We start from the raw sequence: 23,008 nt of genomic DNA, 5'->3' as shown, positions 1-23,008 counted from the left end.
ACGCCCGAGCTGAAGCGGCTGCATGCCGGCCAACGGATCACCACCCGCGCGGGCACGTTACGCGCCGACGCCCTGGTCGAGCGGCTGCCGAAGAGAGCCTGGCAAGATACGCTCCGCGGGGGCCGGAACCCAGGGGCACCGCTTCTACGACTGGGCCCTGGCCGACGTCGCCGACGACCGGCCCGGCCACCACCACATGCTCGTCCGCCGCAACCGCAGCAACGGTGAACTCGCCTTCCACCGCTGCTACTCAGCTGTCCCGGCGCCGCTGTCCACCTTGGTGCGGGTCGCCGGACGCAGAAGGAGCGCCGAGGAGACCTTCCAGTCCGGCAAGGGTCTGGTCGGGCTGGACGCTGGGCGTCCTGGCACCGCTGGGTCACTCTCGCGATGCCCGCCCATGCTTTCCTCATCGCCGTGCGCGCCGGCAGCGACAAGCCCCTCAGACATGAAGATCGCGATCTACAACTGGAGTCCCAAACCCCGCCTAGCCGAGCCGGACGAAGGGCGCCGTCTTGCACGGCAGTCCGTGGGCGTCGACGAGCCACAGCATGTACGAGCCGGGAGGCGCCACAGAACCGTCCGGCGGTGCGGTGACGGTGAGGGAAGTGCCCGCAGCGGTGAAGGGCACACTCACGTACCGCTGGTCGCCGTCGAAGGAGTGGGTCACGGAGCCGCACCGCATGAGGACGACCTTCGCGATCGGGGTCGCCGACGAGGTCGGGGTGTAGTCGACCCGGAAGGTGCGGCCGTAACCGACACTGCCCGGGGCGGACCTGACCGTCACCCGGTCGGCGACCGACACGTAGTCGGGCTCGAAGAGTTCGATGGACAGGTTCGGCGTCGAGGTGTCGTTGAACTCCGAGCCGGCCGTCCACACCCGGCCGTCCGGGGTGAGGAGCGCCACCGAGTGGTATCCCCGGGTCTCGGCCGCGACCGCGCCGGTGCTCCAGCTGCCGCCGGTCGCGGACGGGTGGTACAGCTCGGCCGTGCGGACGCCGTCCGCCTCCTTGTACGTCTCTTTGGTGACGCCTCCCGAGACGAGCACGTCACCCGTCGGCAGCAGCGTGGCCGTGGCGAAGTAGCGCACCGGCGGTCGGCCCGTCGCGGGGTCGGTCAGGGCGCGCGGCGCCGTAGGCGCCCACTGCGGGGCGGCGGCTCCCAGGTCGGTGACCACCGCCTGCTGGGCACCGCACGCCAGGACCCGCGGGCGGTAGTTGTCCTCGTGGTGGAGCGGCAGCAGCACGGACGTCGTGGGCTGGCTGGTGAAGAATCGGTCCAGGTACATGGCGTCGATCGCCTGCGGCCCGGTGAAGGCACGCGTGACCTGCCGGCTGCCGACGTTGTAGCAGAGGCTCTTGTCCATGACGTCCGCCGTGTACGGCGGTGAGGTGTCCTCCGGGTTCGGCGAATACAGGTTGCGAGCCTGTGGGTTGGGCGTCACGAGCTTGCTGTAGAGGGGCTGTACGACGAAGACCTCACCGGTGTGCGGCAGGACATGGAGCCGCGGGTAGTAGATCGCGTAGTCGTGGGCGCCGCTCACCCCGAGTTGCTTGTCCACGTGGTGCCACGAGTTGCCCTGCTGACGGTAGATCTCCGGCTTGGTGTTGTTGTGCCGCTCGTCGTAGTCGTACCGCCGGTCTCCGTACATTCCGATCAGCGGATGCCCGGTCAGTGCGAAGACCCCGCCGTCCGCCAGCGTCACCAGCGTGGGATACCACCGTCCGCCGCCCATGGGCGCTCCCGCCGCCCGCTGGGCCGGGTCCCGGTTCAGCGACCCCGCATAGACCCAGAACTGTCCCTTCAGGATGAGGAACCAGGGCTGCCAGTTGTGTGCGGGTTCCCACCAGGTGCTCCATACGGCGCCGTCGGTGCCGGTGGCGAAGAGGTCGAGGTGTTGGTTTCCGTGCCAGAGGGCGGTGACGGTGGTGCCGGGCTGCATCTTTGTTTCGGGGTGGATGAGGAACCAGGGCTGCCAGTTGCGTGCGGGTTCCCACCAGGTGCTCCACACCGCGCCGTCGGTGCCCGTGGCGAAGAGGTCGAGGTGATCGCCGTTCCACAGGGCGGTGACCGCGGCCCCGGACCGCATTTTCACCTCCGGGTGGATGAGGAACCAGGGTTGCCATCCGGGTCCCGGTTCCCACCAGGTGCTCCATACGGCTCCGTCGGTGCCGGTGGCGAAGAGGTCGAGGTGTTGGTTTCCGTGCCAGAGGGCGGTGATGGTGGTGCCGGGTTGCATTTTTACTTCGGGGTGGATGAGGAACCAGGGTTGCCATCCGGGTCCCGGTTCCCACCAGGTGCTCCAGACCGCGCCGTCGGTGCCCGTGGCGAAGAGGTCGAGGTGCTGGTCGCCGTGCCACAGAGCCGTGACCTTCGCGCCCGGCTGCATCCGCACCTGCGGCTGGATCTGGAACCACGGGACCCAGCTGCTGCCGGGTTCCCACCAGGTGCTCCACACCGCGCCGTCGGTGCCCGTGGCGAAGAGGTCGAGGTGCTGGTCACCGTGCCACAGGGCCGTGACCGGCGCTCCCGGCTGGGCCCTGAACTGTGCCGTGTGGTCGAACAGCCAGCTTGCACGCGTGCCGCTCCAGTGTGCGTGGTGCGGATCCCCTTCGGCGGGGTCGGGCCAGTGCTGCGTACCACCCGCGACGACCAGCCGACCGTCCGGCCGGAACGCGTGCCCGCTGCAGAACAGGTCGGCGTCCGGTGAGCCGGGATTGGACACCCGCCGCGCGGCGACGTCGTAGACCCTGGTGTGATCGATCTGGGCCTTCCCCGCGGGATAGCGGGGATCGGTCACCGGATTCGGCTCGTTCTCGATGGCCTCCCACAGGGGCGCCTCCAGCCACTGGCTGCCCGCGAAATACAGCACGCCGCCCTGCTGGCCCACGGGCACCAGCGCGGCGTGCACCGCGAGCACCTGCGCCGCGCCCCCCGCCCCGTCAGGCCCCGAGCCGCCACCGACGTACAGCCACCTGCTCATCGGACCCCCCGTGTTGATATGCGGCAAAGTGCGCACAGCCCGCCCATTCTGTGCGGGATCAGGAGCCTCCGGCAGCGGCGCCGAGGGGGAGGTTGTGTGAGTGGTTGTGCGCCGGCGCGCGCAATGGGCAGCCGCACGCCGTCGCCGCCGCTGCCGCCGGCATGCGGCGCCGGACCCGGCACGGTGACCGCGCCCTCCCACGGCAGGGCCTGAACGGATGGCCGGAGGTGGGGGGTGGGAATACGGCATTCCATCTCCAGTCCCGAGCCGGCTGCCGGGGCCGGTACGACCCACCCCCCATGGCCGCGAGTCCCTCACGATCTCCGTCCGGCCCCACACAGAGCACCCTGGCCGGAGCCACTGACAACGCACCGGCACAAGGACAATGACGTCATGACAGCGCGGCGACTCCGCAGGCGATGAGGCTGCACAGCACGGTGAGGGTGGCACCGAACGCCGTGCCCGCGCGGAGCAGGGCGCCAGGGAGGGAAGCACCGTCCCAGCGGGCGAGGAGCCCGGCGGCGACCGCGGCCAGGAGCGCGAGAAGGGCCGCGGTGAGGAACACGACCAGTAGGGTGAGGGCGTGCACGGGCGGCGAGGCGGCCATGGTCTTTCTCCGTTCTCCGAAGGGCTGTTGAGGGCTGTCGCCCGAGAACGAAGGTGCCGCAGTGCCCGTACGCCGGCGTTCGGGCGAACGAACCTGTACGGGCTCGCTCGTCGATATGGCTGATCGTCTAGGAGGTCCGGTGCGGTCCCTGGAGGACATGTCCGACGGTGACGCTGCGCTGGCCGAGCTCAAGAAGCGGTTACGGGACCGGCGGGACGAGCGCGGTGTCAAGATGATCACCTTGGAGAGGCTGACCGGCCTGGGGCACACCACGGTCAGCAAGGCACTCAACGGGCCCGACCTTCCCAGCAGGGCAACCGTGATGGCGCTGACGCGGGCCTTGAAGATGGATCCGGGCCCGCTGCTGTACCTGTGGGAGCAGGCGGAGGAATCCGGCCACCAGGGGGCAGCTCAGGAGCCCGCCACGCGGGATTTCTTCCGCGATCTCATCAAGAAACACACGGAGTTGTTCGCGGGGCGGCGGGCCGAGAACCACCGGATCATGGAGTTCGTCCGGAACCGCTCTTCCGGCTACGTCTTCGTGGAGGCGCTCTCGGGATACGGGAAGACCTCCCTCCTCGCCGATCTGGTCAGGCAGAACACCGAGTTCCGCTACCACTTCATCAGCCAGGCGTACCGGCGCAGAGGCGGCGGGTTCGACCCCACCAGTCCCGAGGACGTACTGGAGTGCCTCTGTGAGCAGTTGGACCCCGCCCATGTGCGAGGCGGAGGACTGAAGAGCCTGGAGCGGCAGTTCCGCGGCCTCATGACCCGGCCGCCGAAGAAGCCGACGGTCGTCGTACTGGACGCCATCGACGAACTGGACCCGCCGGACCAACTCCGCACTCTGCTGCCGCGACAGCTGCCGCCCGGGCTGGTGCTCGTGCTGTCGGGCCGGGCCCAGGGCGATCGGTCCTGCCTCAGCGATATCGCGCTCTCCCCGGCGGACGTGGACCTGCACCTGCGCCTGGAGGGGCTGGACGAGGCGGCGCTCGTGGAACTGCTCCGGAGGGCGGGCGCGGCCGCCCCGGGACTCGCCGAGGACGCCGACTTCGTCGCAGAGATGCACCGCGTCTCCGCCGGCGACCCGTTCTACGTACGTTTCCTGGCGGAGGACGCCGCCGCCGGCGTGCTCACACGCGAGAACGTCGAGCGCACCCCCACCGGTCTCGAAGGCTACCTGGACCAGCAGTTGGAGCAGCTCAACCGCAGTGCCCACCGTACCGAGCACGTCGAGATCCTGGGGTTCCTCCTGGAAGCCGGGACGCTCTCCGCGATGGACCTGTACAACCTGGTCGAAGGGTTGACCTGGCTGAACTTCGACACCATCCTGCGGGAGATCCACCGCTTCCTGCTCGTTCACCGGCGCGCCGCGCCCGGCGTCGCACCGGGCAGGGCCGGCGAGGAGTACAGCTTCTGCCACGACCGGTTCCGGCAGTACTTCCGGAGCCGCGCCGGGATCGGATAGCGGATGCCGTCGATACGCGACGAGGTCAGCGCGCTGCTGTCCAGCGGGCGGCCGCGGGCCGGCCTCTCGGCCCTGGTGCGGAACTGGCGGCAGTGCTCCACGCCCTACACCATCCAGAACGCCATCCGGCTGGCCGCAGAGGAGGGACGTGGCGACGACCTCCACGACACGATCCTCGACGAGGAGTTCAGGAGCCTGCGCCGGCGCATGTTCGGCGTCGACGCACTGCGGGCCGATCTGCACATCGCGCGCACGTACTCCCTGACGCAGCGACCCGATCTGCTCAGGTACGTACAGGTACTCCTCCTGGAACAGCGTCCCTTCGGCACCCCCGAGAGCGTGCTCGCCCAGCAGCAGCACTGCCAGGAGTTGGCCGGGTTCCTCCAGATCGACCGGCTCCCGCACGAGCGGCTCGACACCGGCCTGCACAGAGTCCTGCGGCGATTCTTCCCCGACTCCGTCTCCGACACGTCCGGCATCAGCCTGCGACTGGCCGGGTACGAGCTGGGCGAATGGAGCTGCTCCTGCGGCCGGCTCACCGGCCTCGCCCGGCGCTACGACCACACCTGCGCGTGCACGGCCGTCTCGGGCCACGGCAGGATCACCGAGGCGACGCCCCGCTGCCCGGGCCCCACCTGCACCGGGTCCGTCGACTACGCCGTCTGCCCCGCCTGCCGGACCAGGGTGACCCTGGCGAACCTCTGGCAGGCACGACGGGGCGGGGCCGGTGCCGACGACTTCCTGGTACCCCTCTTCCTCGACCTCGTCGCCGAGGACCGGGGACCGATCGAGCGGGCCCGCCACCTGCTGATGTACCTGCCGCTGCCGATCGGCCTACGGGAACGGCACGGAGAGATCGTCTTCGACGCACCCACCGTCTTCTGGGCGAGCGCGATGACGGTGCCCTGGCCCCGGGGTTACGAGGGCGACCGCTTCCTCGGGCTGAAGGACACACTGCGCTACGACGGCCGGACCCAGCTCGGCCCCATCCTCGAAGCCCTGCTGCGACGCACCCTGCTGGGCTACCGCAAGGGGTACGCCCGGTTCACCGACGAACTCCTCCAGGACGTGATCGAAGGGCCGCCCGGGCAGACGCGCCCTCTTGGACGGCGGCCCCCGACGGGCACCGAGTACCGCAGCAGCACGTCGTACACGCAAGGATTCTGGGACCGCCTGCAGCGCGTGACCGTCCGGAATCTCGAACTCGGCGATCTGGTGAGCCGTGGCGCGGTGTCCGCGCAGTGCACCGTCGTCGCCTCGCCACGACTTCGGGGCACGGCGGCCCTGGCCAATGAGCGCCTGGCGGATCCGGACGCGCTCACGGTCCCGACCCTGGTCCAGCTGGGCACGACCTTGCCCGACGGCGCCATCCTCACCCCGACGCCACCGACTGTGGCCGACGAGGAGGCAGCGAGCCTCGACACGTGCGGCCTGGTCACCCCGGGACGGCCGGTGCGACCCGGGCAGCTCCTGGTGGGGGCAGCCTCGCCCGTGACCGACGAGGAAACGCTGCGCACGCCTGAGGAGCGCCTGCTGTACGCCGTCTTCGGTGACCGGGCGCTGCGGAACAGGTCACTGGCCATGCCCGGTCGACTGCCCGGACACGTACTGGAGCAGCGGATCAGCGGTGCCCTTGCGACCGACGCGATTCCGGCGGTCCCCGGTCGGCAGCTGCGGGGCGGCGGGTCGGGGACGCACATCACGGTCACCATCGCCGTCGACCAGCCCGTGCAGCACGGCGACAGGCTGGACGACGAGTCCGGTGCCTCCGCCGTCGTCTGCGGCCTCGTCGGCGGACCCTCGCTCAGACACCTCGCGGGCAGCGCCGACGAACCGGACCTGGTCGTGGCCCCCGACCACCCCTGGGCTCCACCACCGGGCGAAGCCGGCCAGACCGTCCGAGTCCGCCTCGCCGCCCATGGCCTGGCCGGGCAGGACACCGGCGCCCGGTCCGCGGGCGGCTACTCCCTGGTCCTCCAGCAGCCGCTGTGGAGCAGGACCGGCGACGGTGCCCAGTTGATCGAACCCGAGGAGTTCCAGTTACTCATCGAGCACGGGGCACGGCACCTGGCGCTGGAGATCTATGGACCGCGCGGCGACTGCGCAGGCTGGCGGAAGAGCCTGCGCACCTCGCTGGAGGAACGCGGCGATGCCGCCGGCCCACCCCCCGGCCCGCCGACCGCGCTGCATGACGCACCGACCCATGCCATCCGTCGGCTCGACCTGACACTGCGCGCCGCTCGTATCGCGCCGCGGCGCGAAGCCGATCGGATCGGGCTGCGCCTGATGACCGACGCCGACGTACTGCGCCTCTCGCACGGCGAAGTGAAGAGCGACGTCTACTTCGACGTACGAACCGGACGCCCCTGGCCGGACGGGCTCTTCTGCGAGCGGATCTTCGGCTCGGACCGTGCGGAGGACTGCGTCTGCGGGGCGCTCCTCAGCCCCTGGCCCGTCAACCTCCGGGACGTCGACGGGGCATGTGACGCCTGCGGACGCCCTCTGGCCACCCTCCGTGAGCGCGGCCGCCGGTTCGGCCACATCGAACTCCCCGTGCCGGTGGTCCACGGCTGGTGCCTCGGCGGCACGGCCGGCGCACTGCTCGCGCGCTCCCTCCGGCTGACCGAGCGGGAACTCGGGCAGATCGCCGACTGCGAACTGTTCCTGGTCACCGACCCCGGCCCCACGGCACTGCGTGCCGGTCGGCTGCTGAGTGCCGAGGAGTGGACCGCCACCACCCACTGCAGCGGCGCCACAGCCCTGACGGGCGGTCAAGCCGTGCGGTTCCTTCTTCGTCGAGCCGGTGACTCCATCCCAGCCGGCCTCTCCCCGGACACCGTCGTCATGCAGCGGCTGCCCGTCCTGCCTCCGGATCTGCGCCCTCACGTCGTGCGCTCCGATGAGGGCTTCACGTTCGTCAGCGATCTCAACGCCCTCTACAGCGCGGTGCTTTCCAGCGCCGCGTCACTCCGGCGCCTGGACGACATGGGCGCGCCGTCGAAGGTGCGGACAGAGGCGCGCCGACTCCTCCAGCTCAAGGTCGGCAAGCTGCTGGACAACGGCCGTCAGCCGGAACCGCCGCAGGAGGGCGACGGCAGAAAGCTCGTCGGTCTCGCGGATTCACTGAAGTCCCGCCGGAGTTCCACAGGTCCGCTGCGGGACGACTACCTCCGTCGGCCGGTGGACTACAGCGCCCGCGCCCGACTGGTGATCGCCAGCCTGCCGGACCCGGACGAGGACGAGGCCGCTCCCGCCCCGGACACCGTCTTCCTCGACCGCGACCTGGCCCTGCGTCTCGTAGAGCCGCTCCTGGTGCACGCCCTGACCTCCAGCGGTGCCGCCGGGCACCCGTGGGCCGCACGCACGATGATCCGAAACCGCGCCGAGGACGCCATGCGGCTGCTCGACACGGTCTGCGAGCAGACCCGGGTCCTGATCGCCTTCCCCCACGGGCCCCGGCGGATGGTGGCCCTCCGTCCCCGGACGGCCGGGATACCCGCCCTCCAGGTCCAGCCCGGCCTCCTGGACCTTGTCGGCTGGAGGAACCTGGGCGAACCGGTCCGGATCTTCGCCATCCTGACCAACGAGGCGGTCCGGGAGGCGACCGACCTTCTGACCATCGACGCGCTCCGCCGGTCGACGGCTCCACGCCCGCCCCGACCCACGCCGAATGCCTCCTTCTTCGACCTGCCCTGCGAGGAGCTCGCCGCCGGTCTCGCCGGCGCGGCGCTCACCACCGGCTCGTTGCCCGTCGGACCCGACGACGGCCTGCTCCTGTGCGACCCGGCATGGCTCGCCGGACGTCCTGCACGACCGATTCAGCGCGAGTAGTCCGCGAGTGTGAGCAGGAGATGGGCCGACTCCGGACGCACGTGGTCGGAGTGGGCGCCCGCCGGGCTGAGACGGCGACCGCGGACGTACAGGTCGGAGGCGTCGACGTTGACGAAGCGGTGGTCCAGCGCGGAGAGCGGATACCGCTCGTCCAGCGGCAGCAGACGTGTGGTGAACATGGGCGCGGGCGCCGGGCCGATCCCGGAGTGCCCGATGCCGTGCTGCCCCTCGGCACGCAGGTGCCAGAACCCGTTCGCCCGGTCGTGGCGGGAGTACGTGGCCACGATGGGCCCTCGCAGGGGGGCGCCGCCGTGCCGGTCACTCGGCAGGAGGCGGGGGAAGAGGGAGAGGAAGGCGTCACGGCGTGCCGCCATCTGGAACAGCACCATGCTGTCCACGGTGAACGGGCGGCCCGGTGAACGGTGCGAGGCACTCCAGCCGAGCGTGTCCGCGCGCCGAGGGTCCGCCGCCCACTGCACCGCCTCGCACAGGAACCGGCAGCCGAAGGAGTGCCCGACGAGATGGAGGTACTGACCGTCGCGGTTGGCCAGCACCGGGGCCGCCTCGGGGTCGGCGCGCTCCTCGTCCAGATAGCCGAGCAAGCGGCCCAGGATGTGAGCGGCATGTCCCTCGCCGTCGCGCGCACCCATCGCGTGCGCCCGGTCCCTGACCCTGCGGTAGCCGGCCGGGCTGACCGGGCTGGACGACGGCCAGCGGACCACGACACACCACGGGCTGAAGCCCTCGGCCGCCAGGGCCGGATACCTGTCGGGGGCCGCCGCCAGATTGCCGTGTGCCAGACTCAGCAGCCTTTCCGCAGTGCGGAGGGCGGAGCCGGGTGACGTCTGCCAGCCGTGCACGTAGACGAAGACGTCCGTGGCCCAGGGGGGCGGGGCGAGGTGCTCCGTGAAGTAGTGACGCAGCCGGTGGTCGGGTACCGGCTCACCCGTGCCGGCGTCGAGCAACCAGCCGCTCTCGTCCAGGTCGACGGCCTCGACGACCGCGACGCCACGGTTCACGTGTCACCTCCGCTTCTCCGTTCCAGACGGGCGTCCATGCCACCGTGCAGCCCATAGGCGAACCCCAGGGGGTTGCGGTAGCGGGCCGCGAAGTGCCGGGCCAGCCCGTGCACGATCCGGCCGGCCGTCGACTCGCCCCGCAGGTAGCGTCGGACGAACTCGAGCGCGTACTCGGCGGCGAACGCCTGCGGCATCGCGATATGCGGTCCCAGCACGCCCTGCGCACCGTGTTCGATGAGCATGCGCCCGAGGAAGGCACGGTCCGCGCTCGCCCCGGGGACTCCGGCATGACAGGCGTTGAGCAGAACGAGCGGCCGGAAACAGCTGTGCCGCTTTCCTGACCGCAGCTCGCGCACGAGGTGCCCGTCGAAGGCGATGCCGTCCGTCAGCCTGATGACCAGGACGTGGGGTTCGGGCGCGTTGCCGATGAACTCGCCGTGGCACCAGAAGTACATGAACTGCTCGGCCAGCCACGGATTCTCGAAGTCGCGGACCAGTTCCCCGTACGTCGTGCGCACGGTGCACTCCGTGCCCTCCGCCAGCGCCTTCGCGACTTCGTCGGCCCGGGTCGCGCTGCCCACGTGGACGTCGTGGTTCAAGCTGACGGCGGGCCGCTGCTGCGGCCTGCGCGGTGGTCCGATCCACGCGTAGGCGTCGCCCGTGTACTCGATCTGATGCCGGTGGCCGAGGAAGCGGGCGAAGAGTTCACCGAGGGTTGCCGACGCGGTGGACTCCGCTCCGGTGCACAGCATCGGCCAGGGAAGCTGAAGATCGGAGTCGAACCGCACCCGGAGCCCCTCCCTGGACAAGGCCGACCGGAGATAGGTGCGAAACGTCTCGATCCGTACGTCGTCTCCGCGCAGCAGAGTGTCGAACAGCAGGGACTCACCGCCGCGCGCTAGATCGGCCACCACCGTGCGCACCTCGTCCTCCGGTTCGCCGCTGAGGTCCGCGGCCAGCGCATACGGGCGCCGCCGGTCGCGTATGACCCGGCCATGGCCGTCGACCGGCTGGAAGTCGACGAACCGCTCCTTCCACCGAGCGCACAGCCGGGCCGCAGCTCCGTGGACCTCGTCCGGCCCACAGACCAGGTCGGCCTTGTGCTCGCTGCCCGCGAGCGCGGGAACGGACGCGCCCGTCATCCGGGCCCGGATCCGGCCACCACCGAGGACATCGAAACTGACACGCAGATCGGGCGGCTCGGTCTCCAGATGCGGCAGGTGACGGAAGCCGTCGCTGGGGTCCTGGACGACGCGGGTGGTCAATGGGCGTGGCACGTCGTCAGGCCCTCCCCCCGTGCGGCCACAGCGGACTCTTCCCCACCTCCGGGGGAACGGCGGCTGCCGCGATGTCCACGTCGGTCTCCACCTGCTGGAGCGCGACGCCGGTGTCGTGGTGCAGGAAGGTGAACCGGATCCGGTGCGTGCCAGGCTCCGCCGCCGTGACGCTGAACTGAGCGGATCCGGTCTCTTGGGGGCCGTACAGCACCGTGGCCGGCACGACGTCCGCACTGCTCAGCGGCACGGCGACGATGTCCAGCGGGGGACGCGCACCCGGGCGGGCCCAGGGATGACCGGAGTCGGCCACCAGCCGCATGGCCAGGCGTACGGGGCTCCCCGCCCGCGGATCGCCGTCCACGAGCGTCACCTGAGCCCGACAGCGCGGCGGCACACCGTCGTACACCTGGAAGGCGGCCCGCCGCACGGCCTTCGCGAGGACCGGATCCGGATGCGCGGCGGCGAGTGCGACCAGGACCTGCACGGTGCGCGGGTGGCCGACGGCGCGGACCTCGTCGAGCAGCTGGGGCACGGTGGGCTGCACCGCCGACTCCAGATGCCGCACCAGCATCGGCGCCTCACCGTGGTCGGCGACCGCGGCGGCCGTGTCCACCCACAGCCAGGTGGCCTCCTCCCGGGTCAGGACCTGGAACGCGTCCTCCGGTTCGACACCGTCGTACTCCGCCAGCCACAGCAGGGCGTACGGCCTGAGGGCCGGCTCGTCCACCACCTCCCGGACACCGGGCTCGGCGGGGGCGCCGACGACGCGCAGCGCCTCGAAGGCGAGGCCGCGCAGCAGGGCGTCGTCGCCGCGGGCGGCGGCGATCAGCTCGGCGACGGCGCCGTGGACGGAGCGCGCGGCGAGCCAGGCGCGGTACTCGGCGCGGGCGGCGTTGGGGCGGAGCCGGGCGCAGCCGCGGAGCATGTCCTCGGCGGACTGCTCGATGTTGCCGGCCGGGCTCTGCGCGGCCACGCAGATCTGCTCCAGCTTGACCCACACCGCCCAGCTGCCCAGCGGGGTGAGGGTGGCCTGGCCGTCGCCGCAGGTGAGGGCGCCGACGGAGGCGAGGGCCCGCAGCGCCCAGTCGAGCAGCGGGGCGAGCAGTTCCGCGGTGGCCGGCTCGTGCGCACCCTCGACCTGCGGTCCATGGGGCTTCTCGTAGCGTTCGGTACGCAGTTCTGCGGCCCGCTGCATCAAGAGGTCGAGAAGTTGTTCCACCGGGACGGGGCCGGCGCACAACTGGAGGAAGGAAAGCACCTGGGGCATGGCCGCGACGACGTCGGCGACGGCGGCCGGATCGTGCCCGGCGGGTTCGCGGCAGGCGAGCGACCAGGCGTCGAAGAGGGCGACCCAGCTGCGCAGTACGGCGCTCTGGTCGCGGTCCCAGACCCGAAGCCGCCAGCCGGGGCGCGCGCTGTCGCCGTGCACCTCGACCAGTCCGGCGAGGCGGGCGGTGTCCCATTCGGCGCGGACCTGACGAACGCTCAGGCCTAGGTCGGCGGCGGCGAGTTCGGCGGTGGCGTCCGACAGACCGGCCCTGCCGTCGGCGGTGGCACCGCCCTGGCCGGCGCCGAGGGCGGCGTCGGCCCAACGGGCGACGCGCGCCGCACCGGCCAGGCAGGCGCGGGCCATTGCGGCCAGCTCCGCGGGGGCGGGCGTGCCCTCCGGCGGCCGCGGGGCGGGACGGCGCGGAGGCCGCGCATTCAGAGTCCTCGGGGCGGCGGTCAGCGGTCGCGGTCGGACGAGTCGGAGCAGGGAGCCACGCGGATCACGGGACGTCACGGAATCAGTTTCCCCGGTGATGCCCCAGAACCCAAGCGGGTGCCGGGCCACGACCGGACGCGCCTTCAACCGATCACACAGGCGGCGGACTTGAGGGGGCGCGTGGCCCGATCCAGGTGGATCTCGGCGATGGGTGATCAGGCCCTCTCACCGGCGGGGTGAGCGGAGCGGACTCCCGGCGGGCCCGGGCCGGCCAGGGATCCGGACAACCACGAGGGGGAGTACGGCGTGCGGTCAGAGGCTGGTGAGCAGGCCGTCGAGCGGGGCCGGTGTACGGCCGGGGTCGAGGGCCTCGACGAGCACACGGCCGTAGTGGATCTTGCGCCCCTTCTTCGTGCCGAAGAAGCGCCGCAACTGCTGCTGGGAGGTGCGCCCTTGCTGCGCGGGCTGGCGCAGGAAGGTCTCCAGAGCGCGCAGATCGCCCTCCGCCCGCACCAGCTCCTCCACCCGGTGCACGCCGAGTGCGCGGATGAGCTCGTCCTCCAGATCCGCCGCGCAGACGAAGAACTCTTGCCGTGCCGCACCGACCCGCTCCAAGGCACGGGCGTAGTAGCGACGCTCCCCCTCGTCGCACAGTCCGGTAAGGCGGAGGCCCAGGCCGGTTGGCCCGAGGAGCCGGGCGAAGCGCCCGACGCTCATCGCACCGCCCATGGGCAGGACGCAGACGCCTTCGGCCGCCAGGTTCCGGCCGCGCCGGGCGGCCAGCGCGCTGACCGCTGCGGCGTCGCTCGGCCCTTCGAGCAGGACAGCCGTCCGGACGGACAGTCGCGCGGCCAGCTCGCGCGCGGCGTCGCCGGGCCCACCGGCCGCCCACGTGGTGACCGCCTCCCGGAACGACTCCATGTCAGCCATGAAAGGAGTCTCCGCCCTTTCCGGCCACTGCGGTAGGGAATTTCCGTCGGCGCGTCGATCGACGGCGAGCGGTCGGTTCGACGGTCCGGACGAGGGGGCAGCTGCCGGCAGGCGCAGCCAGTCGCGGCCAGTGGCATCACGGCTCCAGGGCCGGCCGCCTCTGGACAGCCGGAGGCATCCATGATCGGGTCCCGGCATGAGTTCCTTGATTCGTCATGTCACCATCGACTCCGCCGATCCCTATGCTCTCGCGGGCTTTTGGGCCCAGGCCCTGAACGGCTCGCTCGCTGACGACGACTTCCCGGGAGACCCGGAAGCGCTCGTCACGGCTGCGGCAGCCACCTTGCTGTTCGTCAGGGTCGACGACCGCAAAGCGGTGAAGAACCGCGTGCACTTCGACCTCCAACCCCAGGACCGCACCCGGGACGAGGAGGTCGAGCGCCTCCTCTCGCTCGGTGCCACGCTTCAGGGCGACCACCGACGGCCCGACGGAACCGGATGGGTAACGCTGCATGACCCCGAGGGCAACGAGTTCTGCGTGGAACCCAGCGCGGGGGAGCGCGCGAACGGTTGATGCGCTGCGGCTCGGCCGTGCCGATCAGGCCCGGAGCCGGAGGAGCAGGGCGGCAGCGGTGACGGCGCCCAGGCAGACGGGGCCGCGCTCGCCCTACCGAGGCGGCCCGTCTCGGAGCCGGCGGGCCGGCCACCGCGTGCCGGCTCGATGTCGCTTTTCCGCCGGTGCCGGCGCATCCGCACCCGCACAGTGGAGTGTCCGCCGCCGGCGGATCACGTCCGGGCGCGGCGCGGGCGGGCAGCACCACAGGGGAGCAGGAGCGTGCATCGAACCGTTCATCCACGGGTTCTCTACTTCGGCACACCAGTCGTTCTGGTCAGCACCGCGAACGACGACGGCTCCGCGAACCTCGCGCCCATGTCGTCCGTCTGGTGGGTGGGGCAGTCCTGCATGCTGGGGCTTGATGAGACCTCGCGGACGACGGAGAACCTCGCCCGCACCGGGGAGTGCGTACTGAACCTCCCGTCGTCCGAACTCGTCGGGGCCGTCGACCGTCTCGCCCTGCTCACCGGATCACCTGTGGTGCCAGAGCACAAACGGCGTAAGGGGTACCGCTACGAACCCGATAAGTTCGGCGCGGCCGGCCTGAGCCCGTTGCCCTCGGAGACGGTCGATCCGCCCCGGATCGCCGAGTGCCCGGTGCATCTGGAAGCCGTCGTCGACAGGATCCATCCCTTCGCGGAGGAAGGTTCGGGTGTCGTGGCCATCGACGCGCGGATCGTGCGGATCCACGTGGAGGAGGAGCTCCTGGTGCCGGACCGTCCCTCATACCTGGACGCCGACCGCTGGGACCCCTTGATCATGAAGTTCTGCGAGTTCTACGGCGACAGCCGGAATCTGCACCCGTCGAGACTTGCCCGCGGCTGGGACATGCCGCTGAGGCCCACTCATACGTGGGGGTGAGGAGCCGGGATGTCTGGGCGCCGTGGCGGTGCGACCGCTCAATTCGGCGCCCACCTCGGCAAACAGCCTCGCAGCCCCGTGGCGCGTTCACTGCATGACGCCCGCCGAACCCACATCACCTTGGTACCTTGGAGGTTGCCTTCACTCCGCGCAGGGGGCCCCGGCGGCACCTCCGGCAGACGGAGCCCGCCGGTGTGAACTCCCGCCGCCGGCCGGCGGGTCGGCCTGAGAAGCCCTACCGCGACGCCCCCGTCGCGTCTTCCGTCTCCTGGTTGCTCGGGCCGGTCGCGAAGGCCAGCGGAGGAGCGATCGCCTGGGCGTCCGCTCCCTCGCCGACCCACAGTCCGATGAACAGCGCGGCGGTGGCTTCCAGGAGTCCCGCGCGTTCGAGGCCGCCGCTGGACACGGGGACGCAGCCCACGTCCCGCACCAGCTGGCGTACACGTGCGAGGGCCGTCTCGTCGTCCCCGCAGACCGGCACGGCCAGCGGCCTCCCGTCGAAGACAGGCGGCCGCATGCGCCACACGCCCTCGTGACAGAGGTTGAAAGCCTTGATCACGTGGGCTCCGGGTGCCGCCGCGGCCAGTTGCTGAGCGGCCGAGGGCCCTCCTTCCGTCAGAAGCCGGAACCCTGGCCCGACCGGGTTCGAGCAGTCGAGCAGCACCTTGCCGTCCAGGGCCGCACGCAGATCCCGTGCCACCTCTGCTCCGGCCCCGAACGGCAGCGCGGCCAGCACCACTTCCTGACCGGACTGGGCCGCCGAACGCAGACTGGCGGGCTGCGCGCCGCCTCCGATCCGCGTCGCAAGCCGTGCTGCCTTGTCTCCGTCCCGCCCCCCGATGGTCACCTCGTGTCCGGCGCGCACCCAGTGCGTGGCGAGCGCGTCGGCCATGGTGCCCGTTCCCAGTACTCCGATTTTCATCAGGCGTTCCCTCTCCGTGCCGGCTTCGACCGTTCGCACCGACGCTAGAGGGACGCTCAGGCACCATTTGGTACGTGACGAACGTGACGCCCAACGCCTTTCTCGCCGACTGCCGCGCCCGCCTGGCCTTCGACCTGCTCTCCAACACCTGGAACGCGGTGGTGCTCTGGACGTTGCGCGACGGCCCCATGCGCCCCGTCGAACTTCGAGAGCGCATCGGGGGCATCAGCTCCAAAGTCCTCACCGAGACTCTACGGCGGCTGCAGTACAACGGACTGGTCGACCGCGAGACCCATCCCGGCGCACCACCACGGGTCGAGTACCGACTCACCACTCTGGGCCGGACCTTCCTGGCGCCCATCGACGCCGTCGGTGCGTGGGCTTTCGAGCACGGCGACGAGGTCATGGCAGCGCAGGAAGCAGCTTGCGTGCCGGCCCGGAGTTCCTGATCTCGGCCCGGAGTTCCTGATCAACGCCGGGGCTCGGCGAGATGCTGCCGGGCGGCGATACGGGCCGCTGGTCGGGCTGTTCCGCGAGGCAGGGCCCGGTGGGGACAGGGGCCACGACCCGTCGCCCGAGGATCAGCCCATGGGGTGCATGGGGTGCGCCAGTTCGCCGATTTCGAGATACACCTCTCGCTCGGCTTCGAGCTGAACGTTGAACCCGTGGAACCCGCTGGGCGGGGAGGTGGCGAGGAACGCTCCGTCGGCCACCTCATGGGAAGCCAGCCGGTGGTCCGGGTCGTCGTTCCGCCCGCGGATGTCGAACGGGTCGGCCGTGGCGAAGTGCTCCCGGAAGAACTCCTCCATCGTGGCCGCGTCATCCGGCAGCGGCTCTCCCATACGGCTCGTTGCCGTGCCGGGAACGGCATGGACCTCGAGAATCTGGTCGAAACTCGGCCAGCCGCCGATCGCGTGCGCGAGGTAGAGGTGGTCGCCGTGGCCGAAACACAGGTATTCCAGCGTGCCGTCGCCGGTCGCATGCGCGTCCACATCGAGCTTGGTGAACCGCACGATGCGTTCGATGCGCACCTCGATGTCGTCGGCGAGCGGTTGCTGTCCGTCCGCCCCGCGCTCGAAGTGGCCGCAGAAGATGCTTCCGCTGATGGAGGTTCGCCTCGGGCCGCTTTCAGCCGGATCGATCTCGGCCATCGGGAAGGGAACGGGCTTGAACGTGTCGTACGGTTCCTTACGGATCACGTGGTGGTGCGATCGAAGCGTCTCACGCACGTTGTCGTCCAGGCCCACTTCGAGTAGCACCTGGTAGTTGTGCGGTATGTCGAACATTGGCAGATGCGAGAAGTAGATCACATCCTGACCGAACACCAGCATTCCGTGACCGCCGGTCGTGCCGGTCGGGTCGTCGGGGCTCGGGCTGGGGTGGTCGTGGTCATGGTCGTGCCCGTGATGGTCACTCATGGTTACCCCCTGGCAGGGCGGTGCCAGCGAGAAGGCGTATGCGACTCCCCGCCTTTTCACCTCTCAGTATCCGACGGCCAGGGCCCGGCTGCTCGCCAAGCAGGCCGTGCTGGAATCGGTGGCGGGGCCAGGCCCGCGCCCGGCGACCGTCGGCGGTGCCGGCAGCCTGGAGGGCGAGCCGGGTGTGGTGCGCGCCGACTCCGACGCGCTGCTGCACGCCGCGTTGGACCAACTGGGGCTGCCCCGTGAGTATGCGGCCGCGGTGCGCGGTCACCGGGACGCCCTCGACGTCCTGCGGACCTCCAACCGGTTGTGGACCTACTTCAGCCCAGCAGAGGAGATCGCCCCCGGGGAACGTACCGGTCGCTTCAGGGTCGGCGGCGACCAGCCGGTCCTGGACGCGGACGGCCGTAGCCGTATCTCGGTGGAGGACGCCGCCGTCGCTCTGATCGACGAGGCGGAGCTGCCTCGCCTCGTCCAGCGTCGCTTCACCATCGGTTACTGAAACCGGCGGCCCGGACCGCGTCGGGCAGCTGGTTGAGCTGCCCCACGCCGACGTCCGACGTCAGCCTGTGCTGGCCCGCATGACCGCCCATTTCACCGATCCTCGTGGCCGTCGATGACGGCTCTCATGCGGCGCCTGCCGATGGCGTGCAGCGGGACCTCGGCCGGTCGCCCCAAAGCGCCGGCGATGGCCGGTCGGTCCGGCTCGGCCGGTCGGGGCGTGAGGACATCGCCGGCGCGCTGGTCGCCTGGCCCGACCAGCGGTGGATGTGCGGCCGGCTATTCGACGGCCGGGTCTTCCTGGGTGTTGTGGAGGGCCTTTTTCACGGCCTGTTCCACTTCCTGCCGACTGGTTTTGGTGGCCTCGGCGTGTTCGCTGATGGCCGCGCGGACTGCTTCGGAGGCTGTGCGCCAGCGGTTCAATTGGGCGTCGTACTCCTCACCGGTGAGGCCGGCGAGTTTCGCGCGTTCTTCTTCGGCGGATCGTTCCAGCTTGATCAATTCATCGGGGACCTGTGCCACGCGCCGGATCCTAGGCGACCTGGGTCGTCTGCCGGTGATCGGGCGTGCCGTCCGATCGGGTGGAGTAGTTGGTCGGCGGACGAAGCACCGGCTGCTAGTACTGTGACCAGGAACGTTCGCCGGGTGATTGGCCAAGGTTTCCTTGATGACTCCCAAAGCACGTGCGAGATCATCGCACGATGAGCGAGATCATCTTGATGTCGGATCCACGAGTAGCAGCCGTCCCCGTGCGCGAGTGCGGTGAGCCGTTGATCGATATCCGAAGGGGCGGTCCGCTCCTTGTGGACCTGCGGAAGCAGGACGACTCGGACGCCTTCTTCTACCTGCGGGAAGGCGTGCTGGAGCGTCTGCTCCAGGCGCAGGCGCACTTGCCGGCCGACCTGAGGTTCCTGGTGGTCGAGGGCTATCGTCCCCCGGCACTGCAGCACCGCTATTTCGAGAAATACGCGGCGAGACTGCGAGCTGAGCAGCCGGGATGGTCCGAGGAGCAGATCCGGTCGGCGGCGAGACGCTTTGTGTCACCACCGGAAATCGCGCCGCACAGCGTGGTCCCCACGCGTGACCATACGGTGGCCGAGCAGTCGAAGAACTACCGGTACTCCACCAACCACCAGGTTGTCATCGACCCCGATACGCGGCTGGTCGTCGCGGTCGGCCAGCCTCTGCCTGGCAACCGCAGCGAGTGCAAGGCATGGGAGTTGTCCGGAGCGAAGGCCGTGGTCGGCAACACCACGGTGATCGCTGACGGCGGTTACCGCGGCACTGCTCTGGTGAGCCCGCACCGCCGCGAACCCGGCCAGGCCGGACTCCCGGTGGGGAAAGAGGAGCACAACCGCTCACACCGCAAGGCCCGTGCCCGCGTCGAGCGCACCTTCGCCCGCATGAAGAGCTGGAAGGTCGTCCGCGACTGCCGCTTGAAGGGAGACGGCGTTCATCACGCCATGCTTGGCATAGCCCGCCTGCACAACCTCGTGCTCGCCGGATGGACCGGCCTGAGGCGGCCATCCCCGACGCTGACGTGTCGACTCAGTTGATCATTACGGGACAGCCTTTGGGTTCGGTCAGCCGGCCGGTCAGGCACGGCAGCGCAGCATCTCCAGCGGCGGGTGCGCGAGGAGGTCCGCCCAGAAGTCCTTGCCGAACTCACGGATGCCGGCTTCGGACACCTGAAGCGGAACCCACTCCACTGCGCTGAAACCGGCCGCCCGCAGACACTTTTCGTAGACCTCGCGGCGCGGGGCCGTGGAGACGATGCTGATCGGCTGCGGGTCGAGGAGGGCCGTGACCCGCACCCGCGGACCCGTCTCGATCTCCTCGCCGGTCGGCTCGCAGCGGAACCCGTACCTGTCCAAGGAAGCACAGTCGAACTGGTAGTCGGGCTTCTGGGCGAGGACGAAGAACTCCCCACCCGGCGCCAGGTTCCGGTGGATGTTGTGGCACATCCGCTCCATCACCGCGATGTCCTCGGCGTAGTTGAGGCACTGCACTCCGAGTGCGATGTCGAAGCGCCGGTCGAGAGGCCGTAGTTCGGCCACGTCGCCGACCTCGTAGTGGGCACCCAGTGGGTCACGACGCTCGATCTCCCGCGCGGCGGCGATCATCTCGACGGAGATGTCGACACCGAAGACCTCCGTGGCGCCGCGCCGCTTGAACTCCCTGCTGTAGAAACCGGTGCCGCAGGCCAGGTCGAGAACCGACTTGCCGTTCACGTCCCCGACCATGCCAAGGAAGCTCGGCACCTCCCCGTACCGCATCAGAGGCAGAGACTTGAACCCCTCGAATGCCTCGCCGATCTCGTCGTACTGCTGCACGCTCACGTGCCGCCCCCTCCTGTGCTTCGGACCTGTACGCGGCCACGCCGGCCCTCCGGAATCGGAGGCTCGCCCGGTCGCGGTCGCGGCAGAAAGTCTCCTCCGCCCCGTCGTGGCCGTCGTACTGGCTGATGGCACAAAGAAGTTGGCCGGTGAGCCTCCATTCCCCCAAGACGAACACCCCCTCCCACATGGACAATCACAGTCTCAAGATCTGCGACCGCCGCCCCGAACCAGCGGACGAGCGCTGCCGACGTGAAGCCCTGGCGGAGGCGGCGGCCGGGCTGACGGTCTTCCTTGCCGCCTCTGTTTCTTCCGAGTGCGCGAGGGGCGCTGCACTCCTGTGCAGCGCCCCTCGTCGGGTGGAACTGTGGGGTGGTCAGCGGTTGCCCGTCCAGTTGTGGGCTACGTCGATCACGAGGCGGTCGGTCAGTTGGGTGACCCGGAAGGGCAGGCGGGCGCGGACGCCGAGGCCGACCTGTGACTGGCCTTCGAAGCTGCCGGCGAATCGGGTGTCTTTGAAGGTGCGGTAACCGCTGATGTTGACGCCGGGCAGGGTGCGGCCCACCTTTCCGGGGTAGCTGGGTGTGCCGCTGGCGGGGTCGTAGCTGGGCGCGCCGATGTGGATGTCGAGTATGGCTCCGCCGCGGACGGGGATGGAGCGGCCGCTTGCGTCTTGGTAGAGCCGGTCGACGTATCGGACGGAGTAGCCGACGGTGCTGCCGCCGGGCACGTCGAAGACCATGCGGTCGTAGCAGTCGTGCCGACCGGTCCTGATGTTCTTCAGCGGTGCGGCTCCTGAGGTGGCGCCTCCCTTGTCGCCGCTGCCCCAGCCGGTCGGACAGGCCGTGGCGTGGGTGGTGGCTGCCGTTGCGGGGCCCGCGGTGGTCGTTGCCACTCCCAACCAGGCTCCTGTCAGAGCGAGCGCCGCGATTGCCGCCCTTGTTCGTTGCATGGTGTCCCCATTGGTTGAGGTTCGTTCTGCTATAGGAGGAGACACGCGGGTCGGGAGGATGGTTGCAAGGTGGATCTCTCATATAAGTGACGTCCGTGCGGCGGCGTGGAACTGGACGTATTCGATGATGGCGCCTCCGGGGTGCCGCACGGTCAGGTTGCGGCCGGTCGGGACGTCGTTGGGGCCGTCGAGGATCTCCCCGCCCTGGTCCTCGGTGAGGCGCAGAACCTGGTCCAGGGAGTCGATGATCGTGGTGGCGTGGGTGGCGCGGTAGGGGGCGAGGGCTTCCTGCGAACCTGCGACGAGCAGATAGCCGCCGACGCCGGCGAGCTCCAGGTCGCCGTAGGTGAACCGCAGTCGTGGCTGTTCTTGGGTGAGCTCGACGAACGTCGGCAGTGCCGCGTCCAGGTCGTCGACGTAGACGCGGGCAAGGGTGGCGAGCACGGTCACGGCCATCTCCAAGATCATTTCGACTTTCTCGAAGCATCGAAGCGATCTGCATACTACGGGCGTCATGCACACGAGGGCTAGGAGGGCCGGTGGGACAGCACGACCGTGCGGAGACGGATGAAGAGTTGGCAGCAGTGCTGCATGCCCTGGGTGATCCGGTGAGGTTGGCACTGGTCCGCCGGATGGCCGAGGGCGGCGAGAGCGTGTGCAGCCCGGACGGCTTGGACGTGCCCCGGTCGACGCTGTCGAATCACTGGCGGATCCTGCGAGAAGCCGGAATCACCGAGACCCGCCGAGTGGGAAGAGCCCGTCTGATGACTCTGCGCCGCACCGAACTCGATGCCCGCTTCCCGGGGCTGCTGGCCGCCGTGTTGGCCCAGGGGAGGCGGTGAGCCGTCCCCGGTGTCCGTGCCGTGCGGTCGGTCCCGAGGCCGGACCCGGGCCCAGGAGCCCGTATCCGGCCCTCGGCCCAGTAGTCCGTATCCGGCCCTCGGCCCAGTAGTCCGTATCCGGCCCTCGGCCCAGTAGTCCGTATCCGGAGCCTCGCCCAGCAGCACGTATTCTGCGGGTTATGACGGCGGTATATGTACTGGACGGTACGCGGATCAGGACGCTGGAGGACTTCTGGCAGGTGATCGGTGAGGCGATCAACGGTACGGGCGGCTACTTCGGCCGGAACCTCGATGCCTTTGCCGACTGTCTCAACGGCGGGTTCGGGACACCCGAGGATGACGACTACGTGGTGGTCTGGCAGGACCACGAAGTCTCCCGCGGGCATTTGGCGCATGCGGAGACGGCCCGCCAGCTGGAGATGCGTCTGTCACGCTGTCACCCCGACAACCGTCCCGCGGTCAGCGCGGAGCTGGCTGCGGCCCGTGAGGGGCGTGGGGCGACCGTCTTCGACTGGTTGCTTGAGATTTTCGAAGACCGCGCTCCGGGTGTCCTGCAGCTCCGCTAGGACCTGTCCGGGCGATCACGTGCGGAGCCAGATGACGATGGCTGCGACGGTGACGGTGCCGAGAAAGACGTATCCGCGTTTGATGCCCCTATGGATGTCAACCGGCGGGGACTGGTGCCGGGGCTTGCTTTCTGGATGTGAGCAGGGCTTGGTAGATCTCGCGGGCCACGTAGC

The 23,008-nt window shown here is 70.1% G+C and carries 20 protein-coding genes and 2 pseudogenes; 10 read left to right on the top strand and 12 right to left on the bottom strand.

Annotated features, from left to right (window positions below):
- Positions 1 to 33: 33 nt before the first annotated feature.
- Positions 34 to 423, top strand: a pseudogene (locus tag ACZ7DL_RS31315) (IS701 family transposase); the annotation flags it as partial.
- Positions 424 to 484: 61 nt separating this feature from the next.
- Here ACZ7DL_RS31315 and ACZ7DL_RS31310 read toward each other — a convergent pair.
- Positions 485 to 2,980, bottom strand: coding sequence for a galactose oxidase-like domain-containing protein (locus ACZ7DL_RS31310; protein WP_470779304.1), 2,496 nt, complete (start codon positions 2,978 to 2,980; stop codon positions 485 to 487).
- 391 nt (positions 2,981 to 3,371) lie between these two features.
- The gene (locus tag ACZ7DL_RS31305; RefSeq protein WP_470779302.1) at positions 3,372 to 3,587 is read right to left on the bottom strand and encodes a hypothetical protein; all 216 of its coding nucleotides are present in this window, start codon (positions 3,585 to 3,587) and stop codon (positions 3,372 to 3,374) included.
- Between the two features lie 139 nt (positions 3,588 to 3,726).
- Between ACZ7DL_RS31305 and ACZ7DL_RS31300 the strand changes: the two genes are divergently transcribed.
- Both ACZ7DL_RS31300 and ACZ7DL_RS31295 read left to right on the top strand, forming a co-directional pair.
- The gene (locus ACZ7DL_RS31300) at positions 3,727 to 5,055 is read left to right on the top strand and encodes an AAA family ATPase (RefSeq protein WP_470779300.1); all 1,329 of its coding nucleotides are present in this window, start codon (positions 3,727 to 3,729) and stop codon (positions 5,053 to 5,055) included.
- Between the two features lie 3 nt (positions 5,056 to 5,058).
- A complete protein-coding gene (locus tag ACZ7DL_RS31295; RefSeq protein WP_470779298.1) occupies positions 5,059 to 8,886 on the top strand; it encodes a hypothetical protein in 3,828 nt (1,275 codons plus the stop codon).
- On the opposite strand, the gene ACZ7DL_RS31290 is transcribed toward ACZ7DL_RS31295, so the two are convergent.
- The 4 genes and pseudogenes from ACZ7DL_RS31290 to ACZ7DL_RS31275 all read right to left on the bottom strand — a co-directional run bounded on the left by ACZ7DL_RS31290 (position 8,874) and on the right by ACZ7DL_RS31275 (position 13,817).
- A complete protein-coding gene (locus ACZ7DL_RS31290; RefSeq protein ID WP_470779296.1) occupies positions 8,874 to 9,905 on the bottom strand; it encodes a hypothetical protein in 1,032 nt (343 codons plus the stop codon). The genes ACZ7DL_RS31295 and ACZ7DL_RS31290 overlap by 13 nt on opposite strands.
- Entirely contained in the window at positions 9,902 to 11,182 is a 1,281-nt protein-coding gene (locus tag ACZ7DL_RS31285) for a hypothetical protein (protein ID WP_470779294.1), read from the bottom strand. The genes ACZ7DL_RS31290 and ACZ7DL_RS31285 overlap by 4 nt, the downstream gene beginning before the upstream one ends.
- Positions 11,183 to 11,576: 394 nt before the next feature.
- Positions 11,577 to 12,815 (bottom strand): annotated as a pseudogene (locus ACZ7DL_RS31280) (hypothetical protein); the annotation flags it as partial.
- A 384-nt stretch (positions 12,816 to 13,199) separates the two neighbouring features.
- A complete protein-coding gene (locus ACZ7DL_RS31275; RefSeq protein ID WP_470779292.1) occupies positions 13,200 to 13,817 on the bottom strand; it encodes a TOPRIM nucleotidyl transferase/hydrolase domain-containing protein in 618 nt (205 codons plus the stop codon).
- Between the two features lie 196 nt (positions 13,818 to 14,013).
- On the opposite strand from ACZ7DL_RS31275, the gene ACZ7DL_RS31270 reads away from it, so the two are divergent.
- Both ACZ7DL_RS31270 and ACZ7DL_RS31265 read left to right on the top strand, forming a co-directional pair.
- On the top strand, positions 14,014 to 14,391 hold the full coding sequence (locus ACZ7DL_RS31270; protein WP_470779290.1) for a VOC family protein: 378 nt from the start codon (positions 14,014 to 14,016) through the stop codon (positions 14,389 to 14,391).
- 261 nt (positions 14,392 to 14,652) lie between these two features.
- The gene (locus tag ACZ7DL_RS31265) at positions 14,653 to 15,294 is read left to right on the top strand and encodes a flavin reductase family protein (RefSeq protein ID WP_470779288.1); all 642 of its coding nucleotides are present in this window, start codon (positions 14,653 to 14,655) and stop codon (positions 15,292 to 15,294) included.
- Positions 15,295 to 15,529: 235 nt separating this feature from the next.
- Here the strand turns inward: ACZ7DL_RS31265 and ACZ7DL_RS31260 are convergent, their stop codons facing one another.
- Positions 15,530 to 16,216, bottom strand: coding sequence for an NADPH-dependent F420 reductase (locus tag ACZ7DL_RS31260; RefSeq protein ID WP_470779287.1), 687 nt, complete (start codon positions 16,214 to 16,216; stop codon positions 15,530 to 15,532).
- A gap of 83 nt (positions 16,217 to 16,299) precedes the next feature.
- Here ACZ7DL_RS31260 and ACZ7DL_RS31255 point away from each other — a divergent pair, with 83 nt between their 5' ends.
- Entirely contained in the window at positions 16,300 to 16,665 is a 366-nt protein-coding gene (locus tag ACZ7DL_RS31255; RefSeq protein WP_470779460.1) for a winged helix-turn-helix transcriptional regulator, read from the top strand.
- A 132-nt stretch (positions 16,666 to 16,797) separates the two neighbouring features.
- On the opposite strand, the gene ACZ7DL_RS31250 is transcribed toward ACZ7DL_RS31255, so the two are convergent.
- Positions 16,798 to 17,634: a hypothetical protein gene (locus ACZ7DL_RS31250; protein ID WP_470779286.1), complete on the bottom strand. Its 837-nt coding sequence runs from the start codon at positions 17,632 to 17,634 to the stop codon at positions 16,798 to 16,800.
- Between ACZ7DL_RS31250 and ACZ7DL_RS31245 the strand changes: the two genes are divergently transcribed.
- Complete coding sequence (locus tag ACZ7DL_RS31245; RefSeq protein ID WP_470779285.1) at positions 17,633 to 18,139, top strand: NAD(P)-dependent oxidoreductase; 507 nt, start codon at positions 17,633 to 17,635, stop codon at positions 18,137 to 18,139. The two genes, ACZ7DL_RS31250 and ACZ7DL_RS31245, sit on opposite strands and share 2 nt — an antisense overlap.
- A 278-nt stretch (positions 18,140 to 18,417) precedes the next feature.
- Here the strand turns inward: ACZ7DL_RS31245 and ACZ7DL_RS31240 are convergent, their stop codons facing one another.
- The gene (locus ACZ7DL_RS31240) at positions 18,418 to 18,660 is read right to left on the bottom strand and encodes a hypothetical protein (RefSeq protein ID WP_470779283.1); all 243 of its coding nucleotides are present in this window, start codon (positions 18,658 to 18,660) and stop codon (positions 18,418 to 18,420) included.
- Positions 18,661 to 18,839: 179 nt separating this feature from the next.
- On the opposite strand from ACZ7DL_RS31240, the gene ACZ7DL_RS31235 reads away from it, so the two are divergent.
- Complete coding sequence (locus tag ACZ7DL_RS31235; protein ID WP_470779281.1) at positions 18,840 to 19,694, top strand: transposase; 855 nt, start codon at positions 18,840 to 18,842, stop codon at positions 19,692 to 19,694.
- 39 nt (positions 19,695 to 19,733) lie between these two features.
- Here the strand turns inward: ACZ7DL_RS31235 and ACZ7DL_RS31230 are convergent, their stop codons facing one another.
- From ACZ7DL_RS31230 to ACZ7DL_RS31220, 3 genes are all read right to left on the bottom strand, one after another.
- The gene (locus ACZ7DL_RS31230; RefSeq protein ID WP_470779279.1) at positions 19,734 to 20,477 is read right to left on the bottom strand and encodes a class I SAM-dependent methyltransferase; all 744 of its coding nucleotides are present in this window, start codon (positions 20,475 to 20,477) and stop codon (positions 19,734 to 19,736) included.
- A 373-nt stretch (positions 20,478 to 20,850) separates the two neighbouring features.
- A complete protein-coding gene (locus tag ACZ7DL_RS31225; protein ID WP_470779277.1) occupies positions 20,851 to 21,426 on the bottom strand; it encodes an AMIN-like domain-containing (lipo)protein in 576 nt (191 codons plus the stop codon).
- A gap of 78 nt (positions 21,427 to 21,504) precedes the next feature.
- Complete coding sequence (locus ACZ7DL_RS31220; RefSeq protein WP_470779275.1) at positions 21,505 to 21,894, bottom strand: VOC family protein; 390 nt, start codon at positions 21,892 to 21,894, stop codon at positions 21,505 to 21,507.
- Between the two features lie 71 nt (positions 21,895 to 21,965).
- Between ACZ7DL_RS31220 and ACZ7DL_RS31215 the strand changes: the two genes are divergently transcribed.
- Entirely contained in the window at positions 21,966 to 22,268 is a 303-nt protein-coding gene (locus ACZ7DL_RS31215) for an ArsR/SmtB family transcription factor (protein ID WP_470779273.1), read from the top strand.
- A gap of 179 nt (positions 22,269 to 22,447) precedes the next feature.
- A complete protein-coding gene (locus tag ACZ7DL_RS31210; protein WP_470779271.1) occupies positions 22,448 to 22,834 on the top strand; it encodes a barstar family protein in 387 nt (128 codons plus the stop codon).
- Positions 22,835 to 23,008 lie beyond the last annotated feature (174 nt).

The organism is Streptomyces sp. NPDC036984 (genome assembly GCF_055607665.1).
This window is presented reverse-complemented; position numbering and strand designations above follow the sequence as displayed.